The 18,794-nt window shown below is 70.2% G+C and carries 20 protein-coding genes; 11 read left to right on the forward strand and 9 right to left on the reverse strand.

The genetic code is table 11. The annotated features are described in order from the left end of the window. Positions 1–3 precede the first annotated feature (3 nt). From OG331_RS37545 to OG331_RS37555, 3 genes are all read right to left on the reverse strand, one after another. Positions 4–1,011 (reverse strand): CopD family protein, encoded by a 1,008-nt coding sequence (locus OG331_RS37545; protein WP_406204941.1) that lies wholly within the window; start codon positions 1,009–1,011, stop codon positions 4–6. A gap of 100 nt (positions 1,012–1,111) precedes the next feature. Continuing rightward, entirely contained in the window at positions 1,112–2,524 is a 1,413-nt protein-coding gene (locus OG331_RS37550) for a CoA transferase (protein WP_406204944.1), read from the reverse strand. 47 nt (positions 2,525–2,571) lie between these two features. Further along, positions 2,572–4,101, reverse strand: coding sequence for a S8 family peptidase (locus tag OG331_RS37555; RefSeq protein ID WP_406204947.1), 1,530 nt, complete (start codon positions 4,099–4,101; stop codon positions 2,572–2,574). 386 nt (positions 4,102–4,487) lie between these two features. Between OG331_RS37555 and OG331_RS37560 the strand changes: the two genes are divergently transcribed. The 3 genes from OG331_RS37560 to moaA all read left to right on the forward strand — a co-directional run bounded on the left by OG331_RS37560 (position 4,488) and on the right by moaA (position 7,610). After that, positions 4,488–4,844 (forward strand): DUF485 domain-containing protein, encoded by a 357-nt coding sequence (locus OG331_RS37560; protein WP_328882545.1) that lies wholly within the window; start codon positions 4,488–4,490, stop codon positions 4,842–4,844. Further along, positions 4,841–6,460: a cation acetate symporter gene (locus tag OG331_RS37565; RefSeq protein WP_406204950.1), complete on the forward strand. Its 1,620-nt coding sequence runs from the start codon at positions 4,841–4,843 to the stop codon at positions 6,458–6,460. Before OG331_RS37560 ends, OG331_RS37565 begins: the two co-directional genes overlap by 4 nt. Positions 6,461–6,620: 160 nt before the next feature. Further along, on the forward strand, positions 6,621–7,610 hold the full coding sequence (gene moaA / locus OG331_RS37570; protein ID WP_406210546.1) for a GTP 3',8-cyclase MoaA: 990 nt from the start codon (positions 6,621–6,623) through the stop codon (positions 7,608–7,610). Here the strand turns inward: moaA and OG331_RS37575 are convergent. Together OG331_RS37575 and OG331_RS37580 are read right to left on the reverse strand one after the other, a co-directional pair. Then, positions 7,593–7,820: a hypothetical protein gene (locus OG331_RS37575; RefSeq protein WP_328428660.1), complete on the reverse strand. Its 228-nt coding sequence runs from the start codon at positions 7,818–7,820 to the stop codon at positions 7,593–7,595. The two genes, moaA and OG331_RS37575, sit on opposite strands and share 18 nt — an antisense overlap. Positions 7,821–8,033: 213 nt before the next feature. After that, on the reverse strand, positions 8,034–8,432 hold the full coding sequence (locus OG331_RS37580; RefSeq protein ID WP_406204953.1) for a DUF3099 domain-containing protein: 399 nt from the start codon (positions 8,430–8,432) through the stop codon (positions 8,034–8,036). A gap of 245 nt (positions 8,433–8,677) precedes the next feature. Between OG331_RS37580 and OG331_RS37585 the strand changes: the two genes are divergently transcribed. After that, positions 8,678–8,962 carry a GlsB/YeaQ/YmgE family stress response membrane protein gene (locus OG331_RS37585; RefSeq protein WP_406210549.1) on the forward strand — a complete coding sequence of 95 codons (285 nt, stop codon included), beginning with the start codon at positions 8,678–8,680 and terminating at the stop codon, positions 8,960–8,962. Between the two features lie 80 nt (positions 8,963–9,042). Here OG331_RS37585 and tyrS read toward each other — a convergent pair whose 3' ends face one another. The 3 genes from tyrS to OG331_RS37600 are packed head-to-tail and all read right to left on the reverse strand — an operon-like array spanning position 9,043 to position 13,281. Beyond that, positions 9,043–10,311 carry a tyrosine--tRNA ligase gene (gene tyrS / locus OG331_RS37590; protein WP_406204956.1) on the reverse strand — a complete coding sequence of 423 codons (1,269 nt, stop codon included), beginning with the start codon at positions 10,309–10,311 and terminating at the stop codon, positions 9,043–9,045. Positions 10,312–10,366: 55 nt separating this feature from the next. Beyond that, positions 10,367–11,761: a metallopeptidase TldD-related protein gene (locus tag OG331_RS37595; RefSeq protein ID WP_406204959.1), complete on the reverse strand. Its 1,395-nt coding sequence runs from the start codon at positions 11,759–11,761 to the stop codon at positions 10,367–10,369. Further along, positions 11,758–13,281, reverse strand: coding sequence for a TldD/PmbA family protein (locus OG331_RS37600; protein WP_406204961.1), 1,524 nt, complete (start codon positions 13,279–13,281; stop codon positions 11,758–11,760). Before OG331_RS37600 ends, OG331_RS37595 begins: the two co-directional genes overlap by 4 nt. A 240-nt stretch (positions 13,282–13,521) precedes the next feature. Here OG331_RS37600 and fabG point away from each other — a divergent pair, with 240 nt between their 5' ends. The 3 genes from fabG (at position 13,522) to OG331_RS37615 (ending at position 15,534) form a co-directional block, all read left to right on the forward strand. After that, positions 13,522–14,226 (forward strand): 3-oxoacyl-[acyl-carrier-protein] reductase, encoded by a 705-nt coding sequence (gene fabG / locus OG331_RS37605; RefSeq protein WP_328428666.1) that lies wholly within the window; start codon positions 13,522–13,524, stop codon positions 14,224–14,226. 5 nt (positions 14,227–14,231) lie between these two features. Further along, the gene (gene fabI / locus OG331_RS37610) at positions 14,232–15,008 is read left to right on the forward strand and encodes an enoyl-ACP reductase FabI (RefSeq protein WP_406204964.1); all 777 of its coding nucleotides are present in this window, start codon (positions 14,232–14,234) and stop codon (positions 15,006–15,008) included. A 163-nt stretch (positions 15,009–15,171) separates the two neighbouring features. Beyond that, positions 15,172–15,534, forward strand: coding sequence for a hypothetical protein (locus OG331_RS37615; RefSeq protein ID WP_406204967.1), 363 nt, complete (start codon positions 15,172–15,174; stop codon positions 15,532–15,534). Here the strand turns inward: OG331_RS37615 and OG331_RS37620 are convergent. Further along, on the reverse strand, positions 15,512–16,204 hold the full coding sequence (locus tag OG331_RS37620; RefSeq protein ID WP_406204970.1) for a FadR/GntR family transcriptional regulator: 693 nt from the start codon (positions 16,202–16,204) through the stop codon (positions 15,512–15,514). The two genes, OG331_RS37615 and OG331_RS37620, sit on opposite strands and share 23 nt — an antisense overlap. Positions 16,205–16,274: 70 nt before the next feature. On the opposite strand from OG331_RS37620, the gene OG331_RS37625 reads away from it, so the two are divergent. From OG331_RS37625 to OG331_RS37640, 4 genes are all read left to right on the forward strand, one after another. Beyond that, the gene (locus OG331_RS37625) at positions 16,275–17,561 is read left to right on the forward strand and encodes a CynX/NimT family MFS transporter (RefSeq protein ID WP_406204973.1); all 1,287 of its coding nucleotides are present in this window, start codon (positions 16,275–16,277) and stop codon (positions 17,559–17,561) included. A 49-nt stretch (positions 17,562–17,610) separates the two neighbouring features. Continuing rightward, on the forward strand, positions 17,611–17,727 hold the full coding sequence (locus tag OG331_RS37630) for an SGM_5486 family transporter-associated protein (RefSeq protein ID WP_363051485.1): 117 nt from the start codon (positions 17,611–17,613) through the stop codon (positions 17,725–17,727). A gap of 195 nt (positions 17,728–17,922) precedes the next feature. Continuing rightward, a complete protein-coding gene (locus OG331_RS37635) occupies positions 17,923–18,129 on the forward strand; it encodes a hypothetical protein (RefSeq protein ID WP_406204975.1) in 207 nt (68 codons plus the stop codon). A 65-nt stretch (positions 18,130–18,194) separates the two neighbouring features. Further along, positions 18,195–18,713 (forward strand): SixA phosphatase family protein, encoded by a 519-nt coding sequence (locus OG331_RS37640; protein ID WP_406204978.1) that lies wholly within the window; start codon positions 18,195–18,197, stop codon positions 18,711–18,713. Positions 18,714–18,794 lie beyond the last annotated feature (81 nt).

The following is an 18,794-nucleotide window of genomic DNA, read 5'->3' on the forward strand; positions in this document are numbered from 1 at the left end:
GCCTCACCAGCGGATCGGCACCGGCAGCGCCGTCAGCAGCCCCGACACGGTGACCACCACCCCGAGGGCGACGACCTCCGCCCGCGCGGGCGAGCAGGCGGCCAGCGGGTCTGCCGCGCGGCGCAGCCGGATCCGCGCCCACAGGGCGAGCGCCACCACGGTCACCATCAGGATCACTTTGGCCAGCAGGACACGCCCGTACGCCGTCTCGGTCAGCTGCTGCATGACCGTGTCCGGCGGCATCCGGCGCAGCGAACTCCACACCCCTGTCGCCGTGATGGCGGCGAGCAGGACGGCCGCCACGCGCGCGTAGAGGCCCAGCAGGGCAGCCCCCGCCTCCCTGACGCTCCATCCGCGCAGGGTCCGCAGGGCGTACAGCAGCCCGCCGACCCAGAGCGTCGCGCACGTCAGGTGCACCAGCGTCAGCCCCGAGCCCAGCAAAGGGCTGTGCTCGGTGGTGGGGTGCGCGCGCAGCGCCTCGGCGACCACGACCGCGGCCAGTGGCCAGAGCTGGGTGGCCGGCCGGCGTGAGAGGGCGCACAGCGCGGTCACGGCGAAGGCGTTGACCTCCAGCAGCGCGAGCTTGCCGTCGCGCGTCGCGTAGAGGCCGCCGACGTCGAGGTCGGCCGGACTGCTCGGCACGAGGTTGCCCATGGACACGACCGACGCGAGGGCGAGGGCGGCGACGAAACCGGCCGCCGCCGCGTAGGGCGCCCAGCTGCGGGGCATGGCCGGCGGAGCGCCGGGCACGGACCGGGCCAGCCGGTTCACGAACAACTCGCCCACCGGGACGCACAGCGCCGCGAACAGCACCGTGCGCAGCAGTCCGATCCCACCGGTGCCGGGAGCGGCGGCCTCCCCGGTGCCGTGCAGCGCCGCCGACGGCCCGAGCAGGGGGATCAGCGCCGCCAGCGCGACCAGGACGAGAACGGCCACGGCCCGGCTGACGCCGGGGCGCGGTCTTGGAGCGCTCCCGTCGATCACGCCGGGGGAAGGTCTTGTCAACGTCACCTCAAGATCTTCACAAAAATCACATAGTCGGGCAAGCACCAGAAAACAAGTGGTGGTGCCGCATTCCGTACGGGGGTACGGCGCCGGTGCCCTCCGGCGCTCAGACCCACCGCGCCAAATCCGCGCCCCAAGCCCCCGGCGGCCGCGCCCAGTCGACGGGACCGCCCGCGAACGACACCGGCGTCCGGGCGTACCGCAGCCGCCCGAGCGCGCTGTCCCGCTCGGTGAGCCAGGTGTCGGGGGCGTCGTACGCCTCCGACACCTCCGACGCCAAGGCCCCCTCCGGGCCCGGCCGGATCCCGGTCGTCAGCCACTTCGCCGTACGCGCCAACGAAAGCCGTACGCACCGGCCGGACCCCTGGTCCAACTGCGCGGTCAGAGCCCGCAGCACGGCGGCCGCCAGCAGATATCCCGTCCCGTGGTCAAGGGCCTGCGCGGGCAGCGCACCGGGCCGCCCGGCCGATCCGTCGGCCATGCCTCCCTCGGTCGCGGCGATCCCGGTGGCGACCTGTACGAGGCTGTCGAACCCGCGCCGTTCGCCCCACGGCCCGTACGCGCCCCAGGCCGACACCTCCGCGACGATCAGCCCGGGCCGCCGCTCGGCCAGTTCCCGCACCGACAGCCCGAACCGGTCCAGGGCGCCCGGCCGGTAGCCGGTGACGACGACGTCCGCCGACGCGAGCAGTTCCTCGAAGGCGCGCCGGTCCGTCGTCAGATCGACCGTCGCCGAGCGCTTTCCGAAGCCCGTGTCGGCGTGCTGGTCGGGCAGTTCGGGCAGCTGGGGCGGGTCCACGCGCAGGACGTCGGCGCCGAGCAGCGCGAGGGTGCGGGTGGCGACCGGTCCTGCGATGACCCGCGTCAGGTCCAGTACGCGCACTCCGGCGGCGGGCAGCAGCACAGAGCCGTCGAGCGGCGAGAGCGCACGCGCGCGTGCCGTGTCCGACCGCTCGTGCTCGACCAGCGGCCGCCGCGCCACCGCGACCGCCTGCTCGTGCGCCGCCCACTCCTCGGGCGTACGCAGCGCCACGGCCAGCCCGCCGGCCGCGTACACGGTTTCCTCCACCTCGCGCGCGGAACGCTCGGCGAGCGCCGCCCCGACGGCGTCCGGATCCTCCTCCGGCACCCCCAGCGCGGTCCGCAGCCGGGCCCGGTGATGCGGAAAGTTCGCATGCGTGCGCACCCAGCCGTCCGACGTGCGCCAGAACCGCGACAGCGGGGCGAAGTTGACCGGCGCGCGCCCGTCGACCAGCAGATGCCGTTCGCTCACGAACGCGGTGGCGATCGCCCCGTCGTCCAGCCGCACCCCGGGCACCTCGGCGAGCCCGGCCCGCCGCGCCCCCAAGTCGGCGGCGGCCAGCGCGCACGCGCCCACGCACGCGCGCGCCAGTTCCCGTACGGGAAGGCGCGCACGCAACGCGCCTTCCCGTACCACGGTCGACACCCGCGCAAGAAGAGCGGGATCGCCGCCCACCGCGGACCAGGCAGAACTGATCGGAGTGCTGATCGGAGTCATGACTGCACTATGCAGTATTTGACTCAGTCAACGGAGTCGTTTTCGACTCAGTCGACGGCGTCCAGCGCGTTGACGATGCCGAACCCGTAGAAGCCGTTGAACCGCTTGCCGCCCTCGCACACCGCGTCCTGCTTGCCGTCGCCGTCCTGGTCGTACGACTCCGGGCAGCCCGGGTTGTCCGCCTGGGCCTTGAGGAGCGCGTGCAACTGGGCGCCGGTGGCGTGCGGGTACCGGGACTTCAGCAGCGCGGCGACGCCCGCGGCGTGCGGGGAGGCCATCGACGTGCCCTGCAGGAAGCCGTACTTGCCGTCCGGGAGGGTGGCCAGGATGCGCCCGTTCTTCGACGGGGTGTCCGGGATCTGGTAGAGCCGGTCGCCGCCCGGCGCCGCGATGTCGATGACGCCGTAACCGTACGTGGAGTAGTACGACTTGACGTTCTGCACGCCCGTCGCGCTGACCGTGACCATGCCAGGCAGCTGCGTCGGTACGTCGAAGCACTCGGACGGGTCGACGGTGCGCTCGGCCGGGGTCGAGTCGTCGGGGCTGCTGTCGTCGACGATCGCGTCGGAGGCGAGGTCGTGGTTGGAGTTGCCCGCCGACGCCAGGTTGAGCGTGCCCTTCCTCTGGGCGTACTGCTGGGCCCTGTTGACCGCGTCGACGATGGCCCGCTGGTCGGGATCGTCCATGCAGTTGTAGAGCCACGGGTCGACGTAGTAGCTGTTGTTGGTGATCTCGACGCCGTGATCGGCTGCGAACACGAAGGCGCAGACGACGCTTTCGGGGTAGTAGAGGCCATTGACCGGGTCGCTCACCTGGATGGCGGAGACCTTGACGCCGGGGGCGACGCCGGCGATGCCGATGCCGTTGCGGGGCGCGGCGATCTCGCCCGCCACATGGGTGCCGTGCGCGTCGGTGGTGGTGTACGGCCGCCAGGCGCCCGCGCTGGTGTCCGCCTTGCCGCCGGCGCAGTTCGCGGACTGGGCGGCGGAGAAGTTCGGCGCGAGGTCGGGGTGGGTGTCGTCGACGCCGTTGTCGATCACGGCGACGGTCACCCTGCGGCTGCCGGGGTTGATCTTCGCCGCCCGGTCGGCGCCGATGGCACGCAGGTTCCACTGGTCGGCCTCGAGAGGCTCTTCGGCGCCCGCCGCGGCGCTCTGCGTCCGTGCCGCCTGCTGCTCCGTCATGAGCTGGGCGGGGCCCTCGTCCGTGGTCCCTGCGGCGGTCAGCGGGGCCGTACGCGAGGCACCTGCCGACTGGACGCCCCGGACCTCGCGCATCGCCTTGGCGAAGTCGGGGTTCGCCGAGTGGACGACGATCACGCCGATCTTCTCGTACGCGATCACGACCGTTCCGCCGGCCGTGGCGATCGCCTTCTTCACCGACTCGATCGTGCGGCGGTCCTGCCGGGTGTTGACGACGTAGGCCAGAGCGGGCGCGTCCGTGACCTGCGCGACGGGCTGCGCGGGAGGTGCGGCTGAGGCCGATGCCGCCGTCGGCAGGAAGCCGAGCGAAGCCGTCAGGGACAGGGCGAGCGGGACGGCGAGGCCGAGTCGGCGTCTGGACCGCAGATGAGCCATGGGTTCTCCACATCATCCGGAACGAGACCGCCCGAGGCACCGGTTGGCGCTCAGGCAGGTACATGACGAGTGGTGCAGAGGCGAAGCTATCCCCGAACCTGCTGGCCAGCAATCGGACCGATCGACTTCGGAAAGAAGTGCGGGGAGTTGAACCGGTCCTTGCGTGGCGCCGTGACCTTGGACAGGAGGCGCGAGCACGATCGAGCCCCCTGTTGGATCACGCGCCGGGGCCCTAACATCGCCAGCCGGTTCAAGTGATCCGCGTCACTGCGAGGAACAGAGCCGTCATGCCCGTACCCGACCCGTCCCCCACCCCTGATCCGTCCCCCATCCCCGAACCGTCCCCGTCCACCGTCGCAACAGCGCCCGCAACGCGAGGAGACTCCGTGGCCACCGACGCACCGCCCCCCTCGAAAGAGCAACACAAACTCCCTTCCACCGAGGAGTTCGTCGAGGTGCACGAGAGCGCGGAGTTCGTTGAACTGCGCCGCTCCTACCGCTCCTTCGCCTTTCCGCTGACCGTCGCCTTCATCGCCTGGTACCTGCTGTACGTCCTGCTCTCCAACTACGCGGGCGACTTCATGGGCACCAAGCTGTTCGGCAACATCAATGTCGCGTTCGTCTTCGGTATCGCCCAGTTCGTGACCACGTTCCTCATTGCCTGGTGGTACTCGCGCCACGCCGGCGCCAAGCTCGACCCCAAGGCCGAGGCCATCAAGACCCGTATGGAGGGCGGCGCATGAGCCCCGCGATGACCCTTGCCGCGAACGAGGCCAGCGAGCACCGGCCGCTGATCATCACCCTCTTCGCCTGCTTCGTGGTTGCAACCCTGTTCATCACCGTCTGGGCGGGCCGGCAGACCAAGGATGCCGCCGACTTCTACGCCGGCGGACGGTCGTTCAGCGCCTTCCAGAACGGCCTCGCCGTCTCCGGCGACTACATGTCCGCCGCGTCCTTCCTCGGCATCGCCGGCGCCATCGCCCTCTTCGGCTACGACGGCTTCCTGTACTCCATCGGCTTCCTGGTCGCCTGGCTGGTCGCCCTGCTCCTGGTCGCCGAGCCGCTCAGGAACTCCGGCCGCTACACGATGGGTGACGTCCTCGCGTACCGCATGCGCCAGCGCCCGGTGCGCACGGCGGCCGGCACCTCCACGATCGTCGTGTCGATCTTCTACCTCCTGGCCCAGATGGCGGGCGCCGGTGTCCTGGTCTCGCTGCTGCTCGGCATCACCTCCGACGCGGGCAAGATCCTCATCGTCGGCCTCGTCGGCGTCCTGATGATCGTGTACGTCTCCATCGGCGGCATGAAGGGCACCACCTGGGTCCAGATGGTCAAGGCCGTGCTGCTCATCGGCGGCACGATCCTCATTACGTTCCTGGTGCTGCTGAAGTTCAACTTCAACATTTCCGACCTGCTCGGCAAGGCCGCGGAGAACAGCGGCAAGGGCGCCGCCTTCCTGGAGCCCGGCCTGCAGTACGGCGCCACCGGCACCTCGAAGCTGGACTTCATCTCCCTCGGCATCGCCCTGGTCCTCGGCACCGCCGGTCTGCCGCACATCCTGATCCGCTTCTACACGGTGCCCAACGCCAAGGCCGCCCGTAAGTCCGTGAACTGGGCCATCGGCATCATCGGCGGCTTCTACCTGATGACCATCGCCCTCGGCTTCGGCGCCGCGGCGCTGATCTCCCAGGAAGAGATCATCGCGTCCAACCCGTCCGGGAACACGGCGGCACCGCTGCTCGCCCTGCATCTGGGCGGCGTGGACTCGGCGTGGGGCGCGATCCTGCTCGCCACCATCTCGGCGGTGGCCTTCGCGACCATCCTCGCGGTCGTCGCCGGCCTGACGCTGGCCTCGTCCTCGTCGTTCGCCCACGACATCTACGCGAACGTCATCAGGAGGGGCCAGGCCACCGAGAAGGAAGAGGTCCGGGCGGCCCGCCTCGCGACCATCGGCATCGGCGCCGTCTCCATCCTCCTCGGCGCCCTCGCCCGCGATCTCAACGTCGCCGGCCTGGTCGCCCTGGCCTTCGCGGTCGCGGCCTCCGCCAACCTGCCGACGATCCTCTACAGCCTGTTCTGGAAGAAGTTCACCACCCAGGGCGCGCTGTGGTCGATCTACGGCGGTCTGATCGTCGCCGTCGGCCTGGTGCTGTTCTCGCCGGTCGTCTCCGGCGACCCGAAGGCGATGTTCCCGGACGTCGACTTCGCCTGGTTCCCGCTGAAGAACCCGGGCATCATCTCCATCCCGTTCGGCTTCCTCATGGGCTGGCTCGGCACGGTCCTGTCGAAGGAGGAGCCCGACGCCGGCAAGTACGCGGAGCTGGAGGTCCGGTCCCTGACCGGCACCGGCGCCCACTAGCAAGGCCTCTGAGAGCGCCTTCCGAGCGGTCGCGTCGTAGATCTCTACGACGCGACCGCGTCGTACGTCGTGGGATCGGGCCGGTGTCGCTGTCAGTGCGGTCACGTAGGCTCGCAGGTGAAGGAAGTTGAAACTGGTCGTGACGAGGGAGGGGGCCCACGTGCTCATCGACACCTATGGCCGAGTGGCCACCGACCTGAGGGTTTCGCTGACGGACCGCTGCAACCTGCGGTGCACCTACTGCATGCCCGAGGAAGGCCTGCAGTGGCTGGCCAAGCCCGACCTGCTCACGGACGACGAGATCGTCCGCCTGATCGACATCGCCGTCACCTCCCTCGGCATCGAGGAAGTCCGCTTCACCGGCGGCGAGCCCCTGCTGCGCCCCGGACTGGTCGGCATAGTCGAGCGCGTCGCGGCCCTGGAGCCCCGCCCCCAGATGTCGCTGACCACCAACGGCATCGGCCTCAAGCGCACCGCGGCCGCCCTGAAGACCGCAGGCCTGGACCGGGTCAACGTCTCCCTGGACACCCTCCGCCCGGACGTCTTCAAGACCCTGACCCGCCGCGACCGCCACAAGGACGTCATCGAGGGCCTGTACGCCGCCCGCGAGGCGGACCTGACCCCGGTCAAGGTCAACTCGGTGCTGATGCCGGGCCTGAACGGCGATGAGGCCCCCGACCTGCTGGCCTGGGCCGTGGAGCACGACTACGAACTGCGCTTCATCGAGCAGATGCCCCTGGACGCCCAGCACGGCTGGAAGCGCGACGGCATGATCACCGCCGGGGACATCCTGGCATCCCTGCGCACCCGCTTCGAGCTGACCGCCGAGGGCGAGGCGAAGCGCGGCTCGGCGCCTGCGGAGCGCTGGCTCGTCGACGGCGGCCCGCATGTGGTGGGCGTCATCGCCTCCGTCACCCGCCCGTTCTGCTCGGCCTGCGACCGCACCCGCCTGACGGCCGACGGTCAGGTCCGCACCTGCCTGTTCGCCACGGAGGAGACGGACCTGCGAGCAGCGCTGCGCTCCGACGCCCCCGATGAGGAGATAGCGCGCATCTGGCGGCTGGCGATGTGGGGCAAGAAGGCAGGAGCGGGCCTGGACGACCCGTCGTTCGTGCAGCCGGACCGTCCGATGTCAGCCATCGGTGGCTGAAGGAACCTCTTCCCACTCCGCAAGCAGGACCACGTCCTTCAAGAACCCCCGCACCCCGAGGAACTGCGACAGATGCTCGCGGTGCTCCTCACAGGCGAGCCACGTCTTGCGCCGCTCCGGCGTGTGGATCTTCGGGTTGTTCCACGCCAGCACCCACACGGCGTCGGCACGGCACCCCTTGGCGGAGCAGATCGGCGTCTCGTCACTCACAGATTCGTCCCACAGATTCGCGCACAAAAGGCGACGCCGAGCAGCCACGGGGGGAGCTGCCCGGCGTCGGTCTGTCGCTCCGACGGGGGATGCGGAGCGCCTACGAAGTATGTCACGGGTAGCCCGTCGCCCGGCACCGGAACAACACTATTGATCTGAGCTTTTCTTGAGCTTGGCTTGGAGTGGGCTTCCGGAGGGAAGGGGTCCGCGGGATCACGCCCCGTCGCGCGGTCTGCTCTGTGCGCCCGGCGCGGAGTCGCCCACCACATCTTCCGGGACCGATTCCGCGGAACCGTCATTCGTCCGCGGCGGCGTGATCATCGGCCGCATCGGCGCGGTCACGAACGTGGACGGCAGACCTGGCGCATTCTCCCGCCCCGCGTTGGCGATCACCACCGCGATGTACGGCAGAACCGCCCCGAGCACCAACGCCACGATCGCGACGTGCCGTTCGACGTTCCACAGTGAGGCCGCGAGGATGACCGACACCGTGCGGACCGACATCGAGATGATGTACCGGCGCTGCCGGGCGCGCACATCGTCATGGAGACCCGCCCGGGCCCCGGTGATCCGGAACACCTCGGTGTGGCCGCTCGCGTGCAGCTTCCGCATCACATTCCACCATCCGCCCGTATCGGACTCTCCCCATGCCCGTACCCGTCCGCCCCCGGTCGGGGACCCGGGCCGGGACACCTCCCACGTTACGCCTCGCCTCCGCCGCCTACGAGACCGGGGCACCTGCCACCTGGAGGAACGCCGCCAGCCGTAACGCGTACGGCGGTACCCGGCATGCGGCGTACCAGGGCCGGACCAAAACTGGGCGTACTGCTCACCCCGAGCCGTACGAGGAGGCAGCCATGGGCTGGTTGTGGGCGATCATCGTGGGATTCGTGCTGGGTCTGATCGCGAAGCTGCTGATCCCGGGCAAGCAGCACAGCCCGCTCTGGCTGACCACCATCTTCGGCATCCTCGGCGCCATCGTGGGCAATGCCGTAGCCCGCGGGTTCGGTGTCGAGTCGACCAGCGGGATCGACTGGAGCCGGCACATCTTCCAGATCGTCGCCGCGGTGATCATCGTGTACCTGGGCGACATGATGTACATGGCGACGCTGGGCAAGCGGAAGCAGCAAAACCGAGCGTGATGACGGCGATGCGGGCATGATCACGGCGATGGGGCGGCCTCCCATCCAGGAGGCCGCCCCATCGCCATGGGTACGTCCGCTCAGACCCCGGTGACCTCGACCGCCGCCAGGTTCTTCTTCCCGCGCCGCAGCACCAGCCACCGCCCGTGCAGCAGGTCCTCCTTCGCGGGCACCGCGTCCTCGCCGGCGACCTTGACGTTGTTCACGTAGGCCCCGCCCTCCTTCACGGTGCGCCGCGCGGCGGACTTGCTGGCCACCAGGCCGACCTCGGCGAAGAGGTCGACGACCGGGCCGAGCTGCTCGACCTGGATGTGCGGCACCTCGGAGAGGGCCGCGGCCAGCGTCCGGTCGTCCAGCTCCGCCAGCTCACCCTGGCCGAAGAGGGCCTTGGACGCGGCGATCACGGCGGCCGTCTGGTCGGCGCCGTGCACCAGCGTCGTCAGCTCCTCGGCCAGCGCACGCTGCGCGGCACGGGCCTGCGGACGCTCCTCGGTCTGCTTCTCCAGCTCCTCCAGCTCCGCACGGGACTTGAAGGACAGGATGCGCATGTAGGTGGAGATGTCCCGGTCGTCCGCGTTCAGCCAGAACTGGTAGAACGCGTACGGCGTCGTCATCTCCGGGTCGAGCCAGATGGCGCCGCCCTCGGTCTTGCCGAACTTGGTGCCGTCCGCCTTGGTCATCAGCGGCGTCGCCAGAGCGTGCACGTTCGCGTGCGGCTCCAGCCTGTGGATCAGGTCCATGCCGGCCGTGAGGTTGCCCCACTGGTCGCTGCCGCCCTGCTGGAGCGTGCAGCCGTGCCGCCGGTACAGCTCCAGGAAGTCCATGCCCTGGAGCAGCTGGTAACTGAACTCGGTGTAGCTGATGCCCTCCTCGGACTGCAGCCGACGGGCCACCGAGTCCTTGGTCAGCATCTTGTTGACGCGGAAGTGCTTGCCGATGTCCCGCAGGAACTCGATGGCGGACAGCCCGGCCGTCCAGTCCAGGTTGTTGACCATCACCGCGGCGTTGTCGCCCTCGAAGGACAGGAACGGCTCGATCTGGCCGCGCAGGCGGTTCACCCAGTTCGCGACCGTCTCCGGGTCGTTCAGCGTGCGCTCGGCCGTCGGGCGCGGGTCGCCGATCTGGCCCGTGGCGCCGCCGACCAGCGCCAGCGGGCGCAGGCCCGCCTGCTGGAGGCGGCGCATGGTGAGCACCTGGACCAGGTGGCCGACGTGCAGGCTGGCCGCGGTCGGGTCGAAACCGCAATAGAACGTGACGGGACCGTCCGCGAGCGCCTTGCGCAATGCGTCCTCGTCAGTGGACAGGGCGATCACGCCACGCCACTTCAGCTCGTCGACGATGTCCGTCACGGTTCTCGTGTCTCCTCGATGATCTCGGGCAGTCGGGTGACAGCCGACTACGAGGTTATACGCCCTGACTGACAGAGCTCATGTTGAAATCGGGGACGCGCAGCGCCGGCATCGCCGCCCTGGTGAACCAGTCACTCCACTCCCGGGGCAGGGTCTTCTCCGTACGCCCCGCCTCCGTCGCCCGCCCCAGCAGACCCACCGGGGACTCGTTGAACCGGAAGTTGTTCACCTCGCCGGTCACCTCACCGTTCTCGACGAGGTACACCCCGTCCCGGGTCAGGCCGGTGAGCAGCAGCGTCGCCGGGTCGACCTCGCGGATGTACCAGAGGCAGGTCAGCAGCAGCCCGCGCTCGGTGTTCGCGACCATCTCCTCCAGCGAGCGGTCCTCGCCGCCGTCCAGGATCAGGTTCTCGATGCCCGGCGCCACCGGCAGACCGGTCAGCCCCGCGCTGTGCCGGCTGGTGGTGAGGTGCTTCAGCCTGCCCTCGCTCATCCACTCGGTGGCGGCGAGCGGCAGCCCGTTGTCGAAGACCGACTGGTCGCCCCCGGAGGAGTGCGCGATCAGGAAGGGCGCGGACTCCAGGCCCGGCTCGTTCGGGTCGCTGCGCAGCGTCAGCGGCAGCTCGCTCAGCTGCTCACCGACACGTGTCTTGCCGCCGGGCTTGGAGAACACCGTCCGGCCCTCGACCGCGTCCCGCCCCGAAGCCGACCACATCTGGTAGATCAGCAGGTCGGCCACGGCGGTCGGCGGCAGCAGCGTCTCGTACCGGCCCGCCGGCAGCTCCAGGCGCCGCTCGGCCCAGCCGAGGCGTACGGCCAGCTCGGCGTCCAGTGCGATGGGGTCCACGTCCTTGAAGTCCCGGGTGGAGCGCCCCGCCCACGCCGAGCGGGTACGGTCCGGGGACTTGGCGTTCACCTCCAGCGTGCCGTTGGGCTGGTCGTGCCGCAGCCGCAGCCCGGTGGAGGTGCCCACGTACGTCGACACCAGCTCGTGGTTGGCGAAGCCGTACAGCTCCCGGCCGCCCACACGCGCGCGTGCGAACGCCTCACCGAGCGCCGGGGCGAAGTCGGCGAACACCGTGGACGACGTCTCGGCCGGAGCGTCCGTGAAGTCCGGCGCCGCCGGTACGTCGCTCACCAGCGGCTGCGCGTCCTCGGCGGGTCCGGCCCCGCGCGCGGCGGCCTCGGCGGCCCGCACCAGCGGCTCCAGCTCGTCCACGGTCACGGCCGACCGGGACACGACACCCGAGGCCGTGCCCTCCTTGCCGTCCACGGTCGCGACGACGGTGAGCGTCCGCCCGCGCGTGACGCCGTTCGTGGTCAGCGCATTGCCGGCCCAGCGGAGATTGGCGGTCGACTGCTCGTCGGCGATGACGACGCACCCGTCGGCCCGGGACAGCTCCAGGGCCTGCTCGACGATCTCGTGCGGCTTGTTGGTACGGGCGCTCATCGACCGGCCTCCTGCGTCGTGTTGAGAATGTTGACTCCCTTGAAGAGGGCCGACGGGCAGCCGTGCGAGACCGCCGCGACCTGCCCCGGCTGCGCCTTGCCGCAATTGAAGGCGCCGCCCAGGACATACGTCTGCGGGCCGCCCACCGCGGCCATCGAGCCCCAGAAGTCCGTGGTCGTCGCCTGGTAGGCGACGTCCCGCAGCTGGCCGGTGATCCGCCCGTTCTCGATCCTGAAGAACCGCTGCCCGGTGAACTGGAAGTTGTAGCGCTGCATGTCGATCGACCAGGACCGGTCGCCGACCACGTAGATGCCCCGGTCGACGCCGCCGATCAGATCCTCCGTCGACATCCCGGCCGGATCCGGTTGCAGCGACACATTGGCCATGCGCTGCACCGGCACATGGCCGGGGGAGTCGGCGAACGCGCACCCGTTGGACCGCTCGAACCCGGTCAGCTTCGCGATCCGCCGGTCCAGCTGGTAGCCGACGAGCGTGCCGTTCCTCACCAGCTCCCAGGACTGGCCCTCGACGCCCTCGTCGTCGTATCCGATGGTCGCGAGGCCGTGCTCGGCGGTGCGGTCACCGGTGACGTTCATCAGGTCGGAGCCGTACCGGAGCTTGCCGAGCTGGTCGAAGGTGGCGAAGGAGGTGCCGGCGTAGGCGGCCTCGTAGCCGAGGGCGCGGTCCAGTTCGGTGGCGTGGCCGATGGACTCGTGGATGGTCAGCCACAGGTTGGAGGGGTCGACGACGAGGTCGTACGGCCCCGGCTCGACACTCGGCGCCCGCATCTTCTCGGCGAGCAGCTCGGGGATGCGCGCGAGCTCGTCGCCCCAGTCCCAGCCGGTGCCCGTCAGGTACTCCCAGCCGCGTCCCACGGGTGGCGCGATGGTGCGCATGGAGTCGAACTCGCCGGTCGACTCGTCCACCGACAAGGCCGTCAGCTGCGGGTGCAGCCGGACTCGCTGCTGGGTGGTCACGGTCCCGGCGGTGTCCGCATAGAACTTGTTCTCATGGACGGTGAGCAGCGAGGCGTCGACGTGATTGACCCCGTCAGCCGCCAGCAGCCGCGCGCTCCAGTCCGCGAGCAGCCCCGACTTCTCCTCGTCGGGCACCGTGAACGGATCGATCTCGTACGACGAGATCCACGTCCGGTCGGTGTGCACGGGCTCGTCGGCGAGCTCCACCCGCTCGTCCGACCCGGCGGCCTTGATCACCTGGGCGGACAGCTTCGCCATCGCCACCGCCTGCGAGGTGACCTTGGCCGCGGCGTCCAGCGACAGATCCACCCCGGACGCGAACCCCCAGGTGCCGCCGTGCACGACCCGCACCGCGTACCCGAGGTCGGTGGTGTCCGACGACCCGGCCAGCCTGGCGTCCCGCAGCCGCCAGGACGCGCTGCGCACCCGCTCGAACCGGAAGTCCGCGTGCTCGGCACCCAGCGCACGCGCGCGTGCCAGCGCGGCGTCGGCAAGGGCGCGTAGCGGAAGCGCCGTGAAGGCTTCATCGATCGTATGGGGCACGGAGGTCTCCCTGCTGTCGTGGCCTGTCGGCACCGATCATGTCGCGCGGCCGGGGCCACGGACCACACGTTTCCGGCTGGACTGCGCAAGTTTCTGTAGGGACCCGACAGTGACACCCGTAAGCCACTGTCGGTGCCCGAATGTCGCCCGGCGCGACCGGCCCGATAGGTTTTCGGAGAAGCCGCCTGCCATCCAGTGTTCGGGCGGGTGTGTTCAGACCCCAATCGAAAGGGTGATCCGTTGAGCCGCTCGGTTCTCGTCACCGGAGGAAACCGGGGCATCGGCCTCGCCATCGCCCGCGCTTTCGCCGACGCCGGCGACAAGGTCGCGATCACGTACCGCTCGGGAGAGCCGCCGGCCGGCTTCCTGGCCGTCAAGTGCGACATCACCGACACCGAGCAGGTGGAGCAGGCCTACAAGGAGATCGAGGCCGAGCACGGCCCGGTCGAGGTTCTGATCGCCAACGCCGGCATCACCAAGGACCAGCTCCTGATGCGCATGTCCGAGGAGGACTTCACCTCGGTCGTCGACACCAACCTCACCGGCACCTTCCGCGTGGTCAAGCGCGCCAACCGCGGCATGCTCCGCGCCAAGAAGGGCCGCGTGGTGCTCATCTCGTCGGTCGTCGGGCTGTACGGCGGTCCCGGTCAGGCCAACTACGCCGCCTCCAAGGCCGGCCTGGTCGGCTTCGCGCGCTCCCTCGCCCGTGAGCTGGGCTCGCGCAACATCACCTTCAACGTCGTCGCGCCCGGATTCGTCGACACCGACATGACCAAGGTCCTCACCGACGAGCAGCGTGCGAACATCGTGACGCAGGTCCCGCTCGGCCGGTACGCGCAGCCGGACGAGATCGCCGCCGCGGTGCGGTTCCTCGCGTCGGACGACGCCTCGTACATCACTGGAGCCGTCATTCCCGTTGACGGCGGACTGGGAATGGGTCACTGATCACCATGGCTGGAATCCTTGAGGGCAAGAAGATCCTCATCACCGGTGTGCTGATGGAGTCCTCCATCGCCTTCCACACCGCGAAGCTGGCCCAGGAGCAGGGCGCGGAGATCATCCTCACCGCCTGGCCGCGTCCGACGCTCACCGAGCGCATCGCCAAGAAGCTCCCCCAGCCGGAGAAGGTCAAGGTCCTGGAGCTCGACGTCTCCAACGACGAGCACCTCGCCCGCCTGGAGAGCCAGGTGCGTGAGCACCTGGGCGACAAGATCGACGGCATCGTGCACTCCATCGGCTTCGCGCCCCAGGACGCGCTCGGCGGCAACTTCCTGAACACGCCGTTCGAGTCCGTGGCCACGGCCATGCACGTCTCCGCCTTCTCCCTGAAGTCGCTGACCATGGCGCTGCTGCCGCTGATGACCGAGGGCGGATCCGTCGTCGGCCTCACCTTCGACGCGCAGTTCGCCTGGCCGCAGTACGACTGGATGGGCCCGGCCAAGGCCGCCCTGGAGGCCACCAACCGCTACATGGCGCGTGACCTCGGCAAGCACGACATCCGCTGCAACCTGATCTCGGCCGGTCCGATCGGTTCCATGGCCGCGAAGTCCATCCCCGGCTTCGCCGAGCTGGCGTCCGTCTGGGACAACCGCTCTCCGCTGGAGTGGAAGCTGGAGGACCCGGAGCCGGCCGGCAAGGGCGTCGTCGCCCTGCTGAGCGACTGGTTCCCGAAGACCACCGGCGAGATCGTCCACGTGGACGGCGGTCTGCACGCCATCGGCGCCTGATCTCCCGTACGCCGTCGACGCCCCGTTCTCCCGCCGCGCGCGGGGGAGCGGGGCGTCACCCGTTCGGCTCATCCGGCGAGGCGCGGGAGGCCTGCGACAGCGCAGTCTGGAGTACGCGTTCATCACGCGAGCCCCTCCCCCGTACGGCCGAGGAGGTCCCGTTGTGCGCTTGTCCCGCCGCCTGGCCTCGACGACCGTTGCCGTCGCCCTCGTAGTGCCTCTTTCGTACGAGGCGATGGCCCACGCGCACGCACGCGTGCACGCCGCGAAAGCGGAAGCGGAGCCCTGGGAGCCGTTCGGCTCCGCGTGCCGGATCAACGTCACCGGCTCCCATGTGACCGCGTACTGCCACAACCCCTATCCGGAGACCGACCGCGTGAGCCTGCACGTGGAGTGCGCCCGCTGGTGGGACATCGACAGCGACGGCTCCCCGGTGGACGCCGAACCCGCGCAGACCGTGCGGCTGACCGGACGCTGCTGGAAAGAGGTCGGCTCGGCGTGGGTCAGCCACCGGCAGGAGCGCTGAAGCGCCCCGGACGGCAGTGGAACGGATAGCCCGCCGCCTCCGACGCGGCCGCCGACGCGTCGCCCGCGCGGATGGCGTCCACCAGCCGCGCGTGGTCCAGGTACGACTCCGGCGTCAGCTCCGCGCCGACGTCGTCGCGCAGCCAGTCCCGCAGGACCTCGCCCAGGTCCGCGTACATCGCGATCATCGCGACGTTGTGGGAGGCCGCGACGACGGCCAGGTGGAAGGTCGCGTCGGCCGCCACGAACGCCTCCGTGTCGCCCGACTCCCAGGCCTCCTCACGCCGCACCAGGAGCGCGTCCAGCTGCTTGAGGTCCTTCTCGGTGCGCCGCTCGGCGGCCAGCTGCGCGGCGCCCGATTCCAGCGTGGAGCGCAGCTCGGCGATGTGCCGGGGGTCGGCGTCGGCGAAGCGGCGGTGCATCACGCCGGCCAGCTCGCTGGTCGCCACCACGTAGGTGCCGGAGCCCTGGCGGATGTCCAATAGGCCGTTGTGTGCGAGCGCGCGGACCGCTTCACGGACCGTGTTGCGGGCCACGCCGAGCTGCTCGACCAGCTCGGGCTCGGTCGGGATGCGAGTGCCGACCGGCCATTCGCCCGAGGTGATCTGGTTCCGCAGCGCGGCGATGACCTGCTCGGACAGCGCCGAACGACGGGGGTTGCTCAGGGGCATGGCACACCTTCGCACGGTAGGGCCGGGGCCGGGCGGCCCAGGGGTGGACAACCAATCATCCCATGATTCTATGATGGGCCGCATGGCACGTGAGGAAAACCGGACGGCGACGTCCACGCGAATACGCACCCCGCAGGCACCCATCACGTCGGAGCCCGCCACGCGCGCGTGGACGGTGCGGCTGGTCGTGCTCGGCATCGTGCTGACCGCGCTGAACCTGCGCCCCGCCATCACCAGCCTCGGAGCCCTCCTCGAAGAGGTCCGCGACGGGCTCGGCATGAGCGGCAGCGTGGCCGGACTGCTCACCTCCGTGCCCCCGCTCTGCTTCGCCGTCTTCGGCGTCATGGCACCCCGGCTCGCCCGCCGCTTCGGCCCTGGCGCGGTGGTGTGCGCGGGCATGGTCGCCATCACCGCCGGACTGCTCCTGCGCCCGTACGTGGGCAGCACGGGCGGCTTCCTGGCCGCCAGCGCCCTCGCCCTCATGGGCATCGCCGTCAGCAACGTCCTGATGCCGGTCATCGTCAAGCGCTGGTTCCCGGACCGAGTCGGCTCCATGACCGGCCTGTACTCGATGGCGCTCGCCCTCGGCACCGCGTCCGCCGCGGCGGTGACGGTGCCCATGACCGAGGCGCTGGGCGGAAGTTGGCAGACCGGGCTCGCGGTGTGGGCCGTGCTACCGGCCGTGGCCGTACTGCCGTGGATTCCCTTCGTACGGGACCGGGGGGCGGCGTCCGCCGCGCCGGAGAACCACGCGCGCGTGGCCGCACCCCAGGTGCGGATCACCCGGAGCCGCACCGCCTGGGCCCTCGCCGTCTACTTCGGGCTCCAGGCCACCGGCGCCTACATCACGATGGGCTGGATGGCGCAGATCTTCCGGGACGCCGGCGTGCCCGCCGGCACGGCGGGGCTGCTGCTCGCCCTCACGATGGTGATGGGCGTGCCGCTCGCCTTCGTCATCCCGCGCCTCGCCACCAGGCTGCCCCATCAGGGGCCGATCGTGCTCGCGCTGGGCGCCTGCGGCCTCGTCGGGTACGCCGGCCTGTACCTCGCGCCGGTCGCCGGCGCCTGGGTCTGGGCGCTGCTGCTCGGCGTCTCCAACTGCTCGTTCCCGCTGGCCCTCACCATGGTCGGCATGCGGGCCAGGAGCAGTGCGGGAGTGGCCCAGCTGTCGGGCTTCGCGCAGAGCACCGGCTATCTGATCTCGATCCCCGGCCCGCTCCTGGTCGGCGTGCTCTACCAGCACAGCGGCGGCTGGGGGCTCCCGATCGCACTCATGGCCGGGCTGATGATCCCGCAGATGGCGGTGGGTCTCCTGGCGGGACGCAACCGCACGGTGGAGGACGAGGCGGCCCGCTGAGGGTCACCCCGGCGCACCCGCCGCGGCCCGTGGGTGCGAAACTTGCCGTATGCCAGTGCTCGACCCGAACCCCCGCAACGGCCAGAAGAAGCTGCTGCTCGTCTTCGGCACGTTCTTCGCCATCTTCGTGATCATCGCCGTCGTCGCGACGATCGCCTCGCCCTGACGCGCGCCCCGTCACAGACGTCCCTCGATGCACAGCGGGCCGTCGATGGTGGGGCTAGCACCCCCATCCCCTAGGGGGTGAGTGTCAGGGTCAACTGGGTGGATCACCGGATGGGTTGAGACTCGCGGAGTCCGTAACTTCGAAGTGTGACCGCGAGAGCCGGTCACGGACCACTCGAAGACTCACGGAGGCGACATGTCGGCCCGCACGCACACCGCGCCCCACCCGGTGTCCACGGGCCGTGCCGACATCCGGCTGCCCTGGTGGGCCCTCGCCCTGCCGACGCTCGCCTTCATCACGCTGCTGATGCTGATACTCGACCCGTCCGACGCGCATGCCGCGACCGCCGAGCCCGCGATCACCCAGCTCTTCGAGCGCATAGCGCAGTTGATCACGCGCTGAGCACCTCCGAAGCCGCCCGTCAACTCCCTGCGCCCCGTGGCCTGTTTCATGCGAAGCTGGATCTCATGAGCGTCGCAGAATCCCGCAGGATTGTCCTCTTCCGGCATGCGAAAGCCGACTGGCCACAGGTGAACGACCACGAGCGGCCGCTCGCCGACCGGGGCCGAATGGACGCGGCAGAGGCCGGCCGCAGGCTGGCCGACACCGACATCCCCTTCGACCTGGCCCTGTGCTCCACCGCGACCCGGACCCGGGAGACCTGGAAGCTCGCCGTCCATGAGTTCCCGCACCGGCCGAAAACCGTCTACGAAGAGCGGGTGTACGAGGCTTCGCCCGGCGAACTGATTGCTGTGCTCAACGAAACACCCGACGACGCCCAGAACGTCCTGCTGATCGGTCACAACCCGGGCGTGCAGGGCCTCGCCGAGATCCTCTCCGGTTCGGCCGAGACCGAGCCGCGCGACCGGATGAGCCGCCGCGGCTTCCCGACCGCCGCCTTCGCCGTCCTGTCCTTCAGCGGCAGCTGGAAGACGCTGGAGCCCGGCGTGGCCACGCTGCTCGACTACTGGGCACCCTCCGAGTGACGGACCCGCGCGCAGGGGCCCGGCACCGTCGCGGTGCCGGGCCCCTGCGCACCCAGGGCATCGGATGCGGGGTGCCGGTCG

This window comes from Streptomyces sp. NBC_01017, assembly GCF_045162795.1.
GTDB lineage: Bacteria > Actinomycetota > Actinomycetes > Streptomycetales > Streptomycetaceae > Streptomyces > Streptomyces machairae.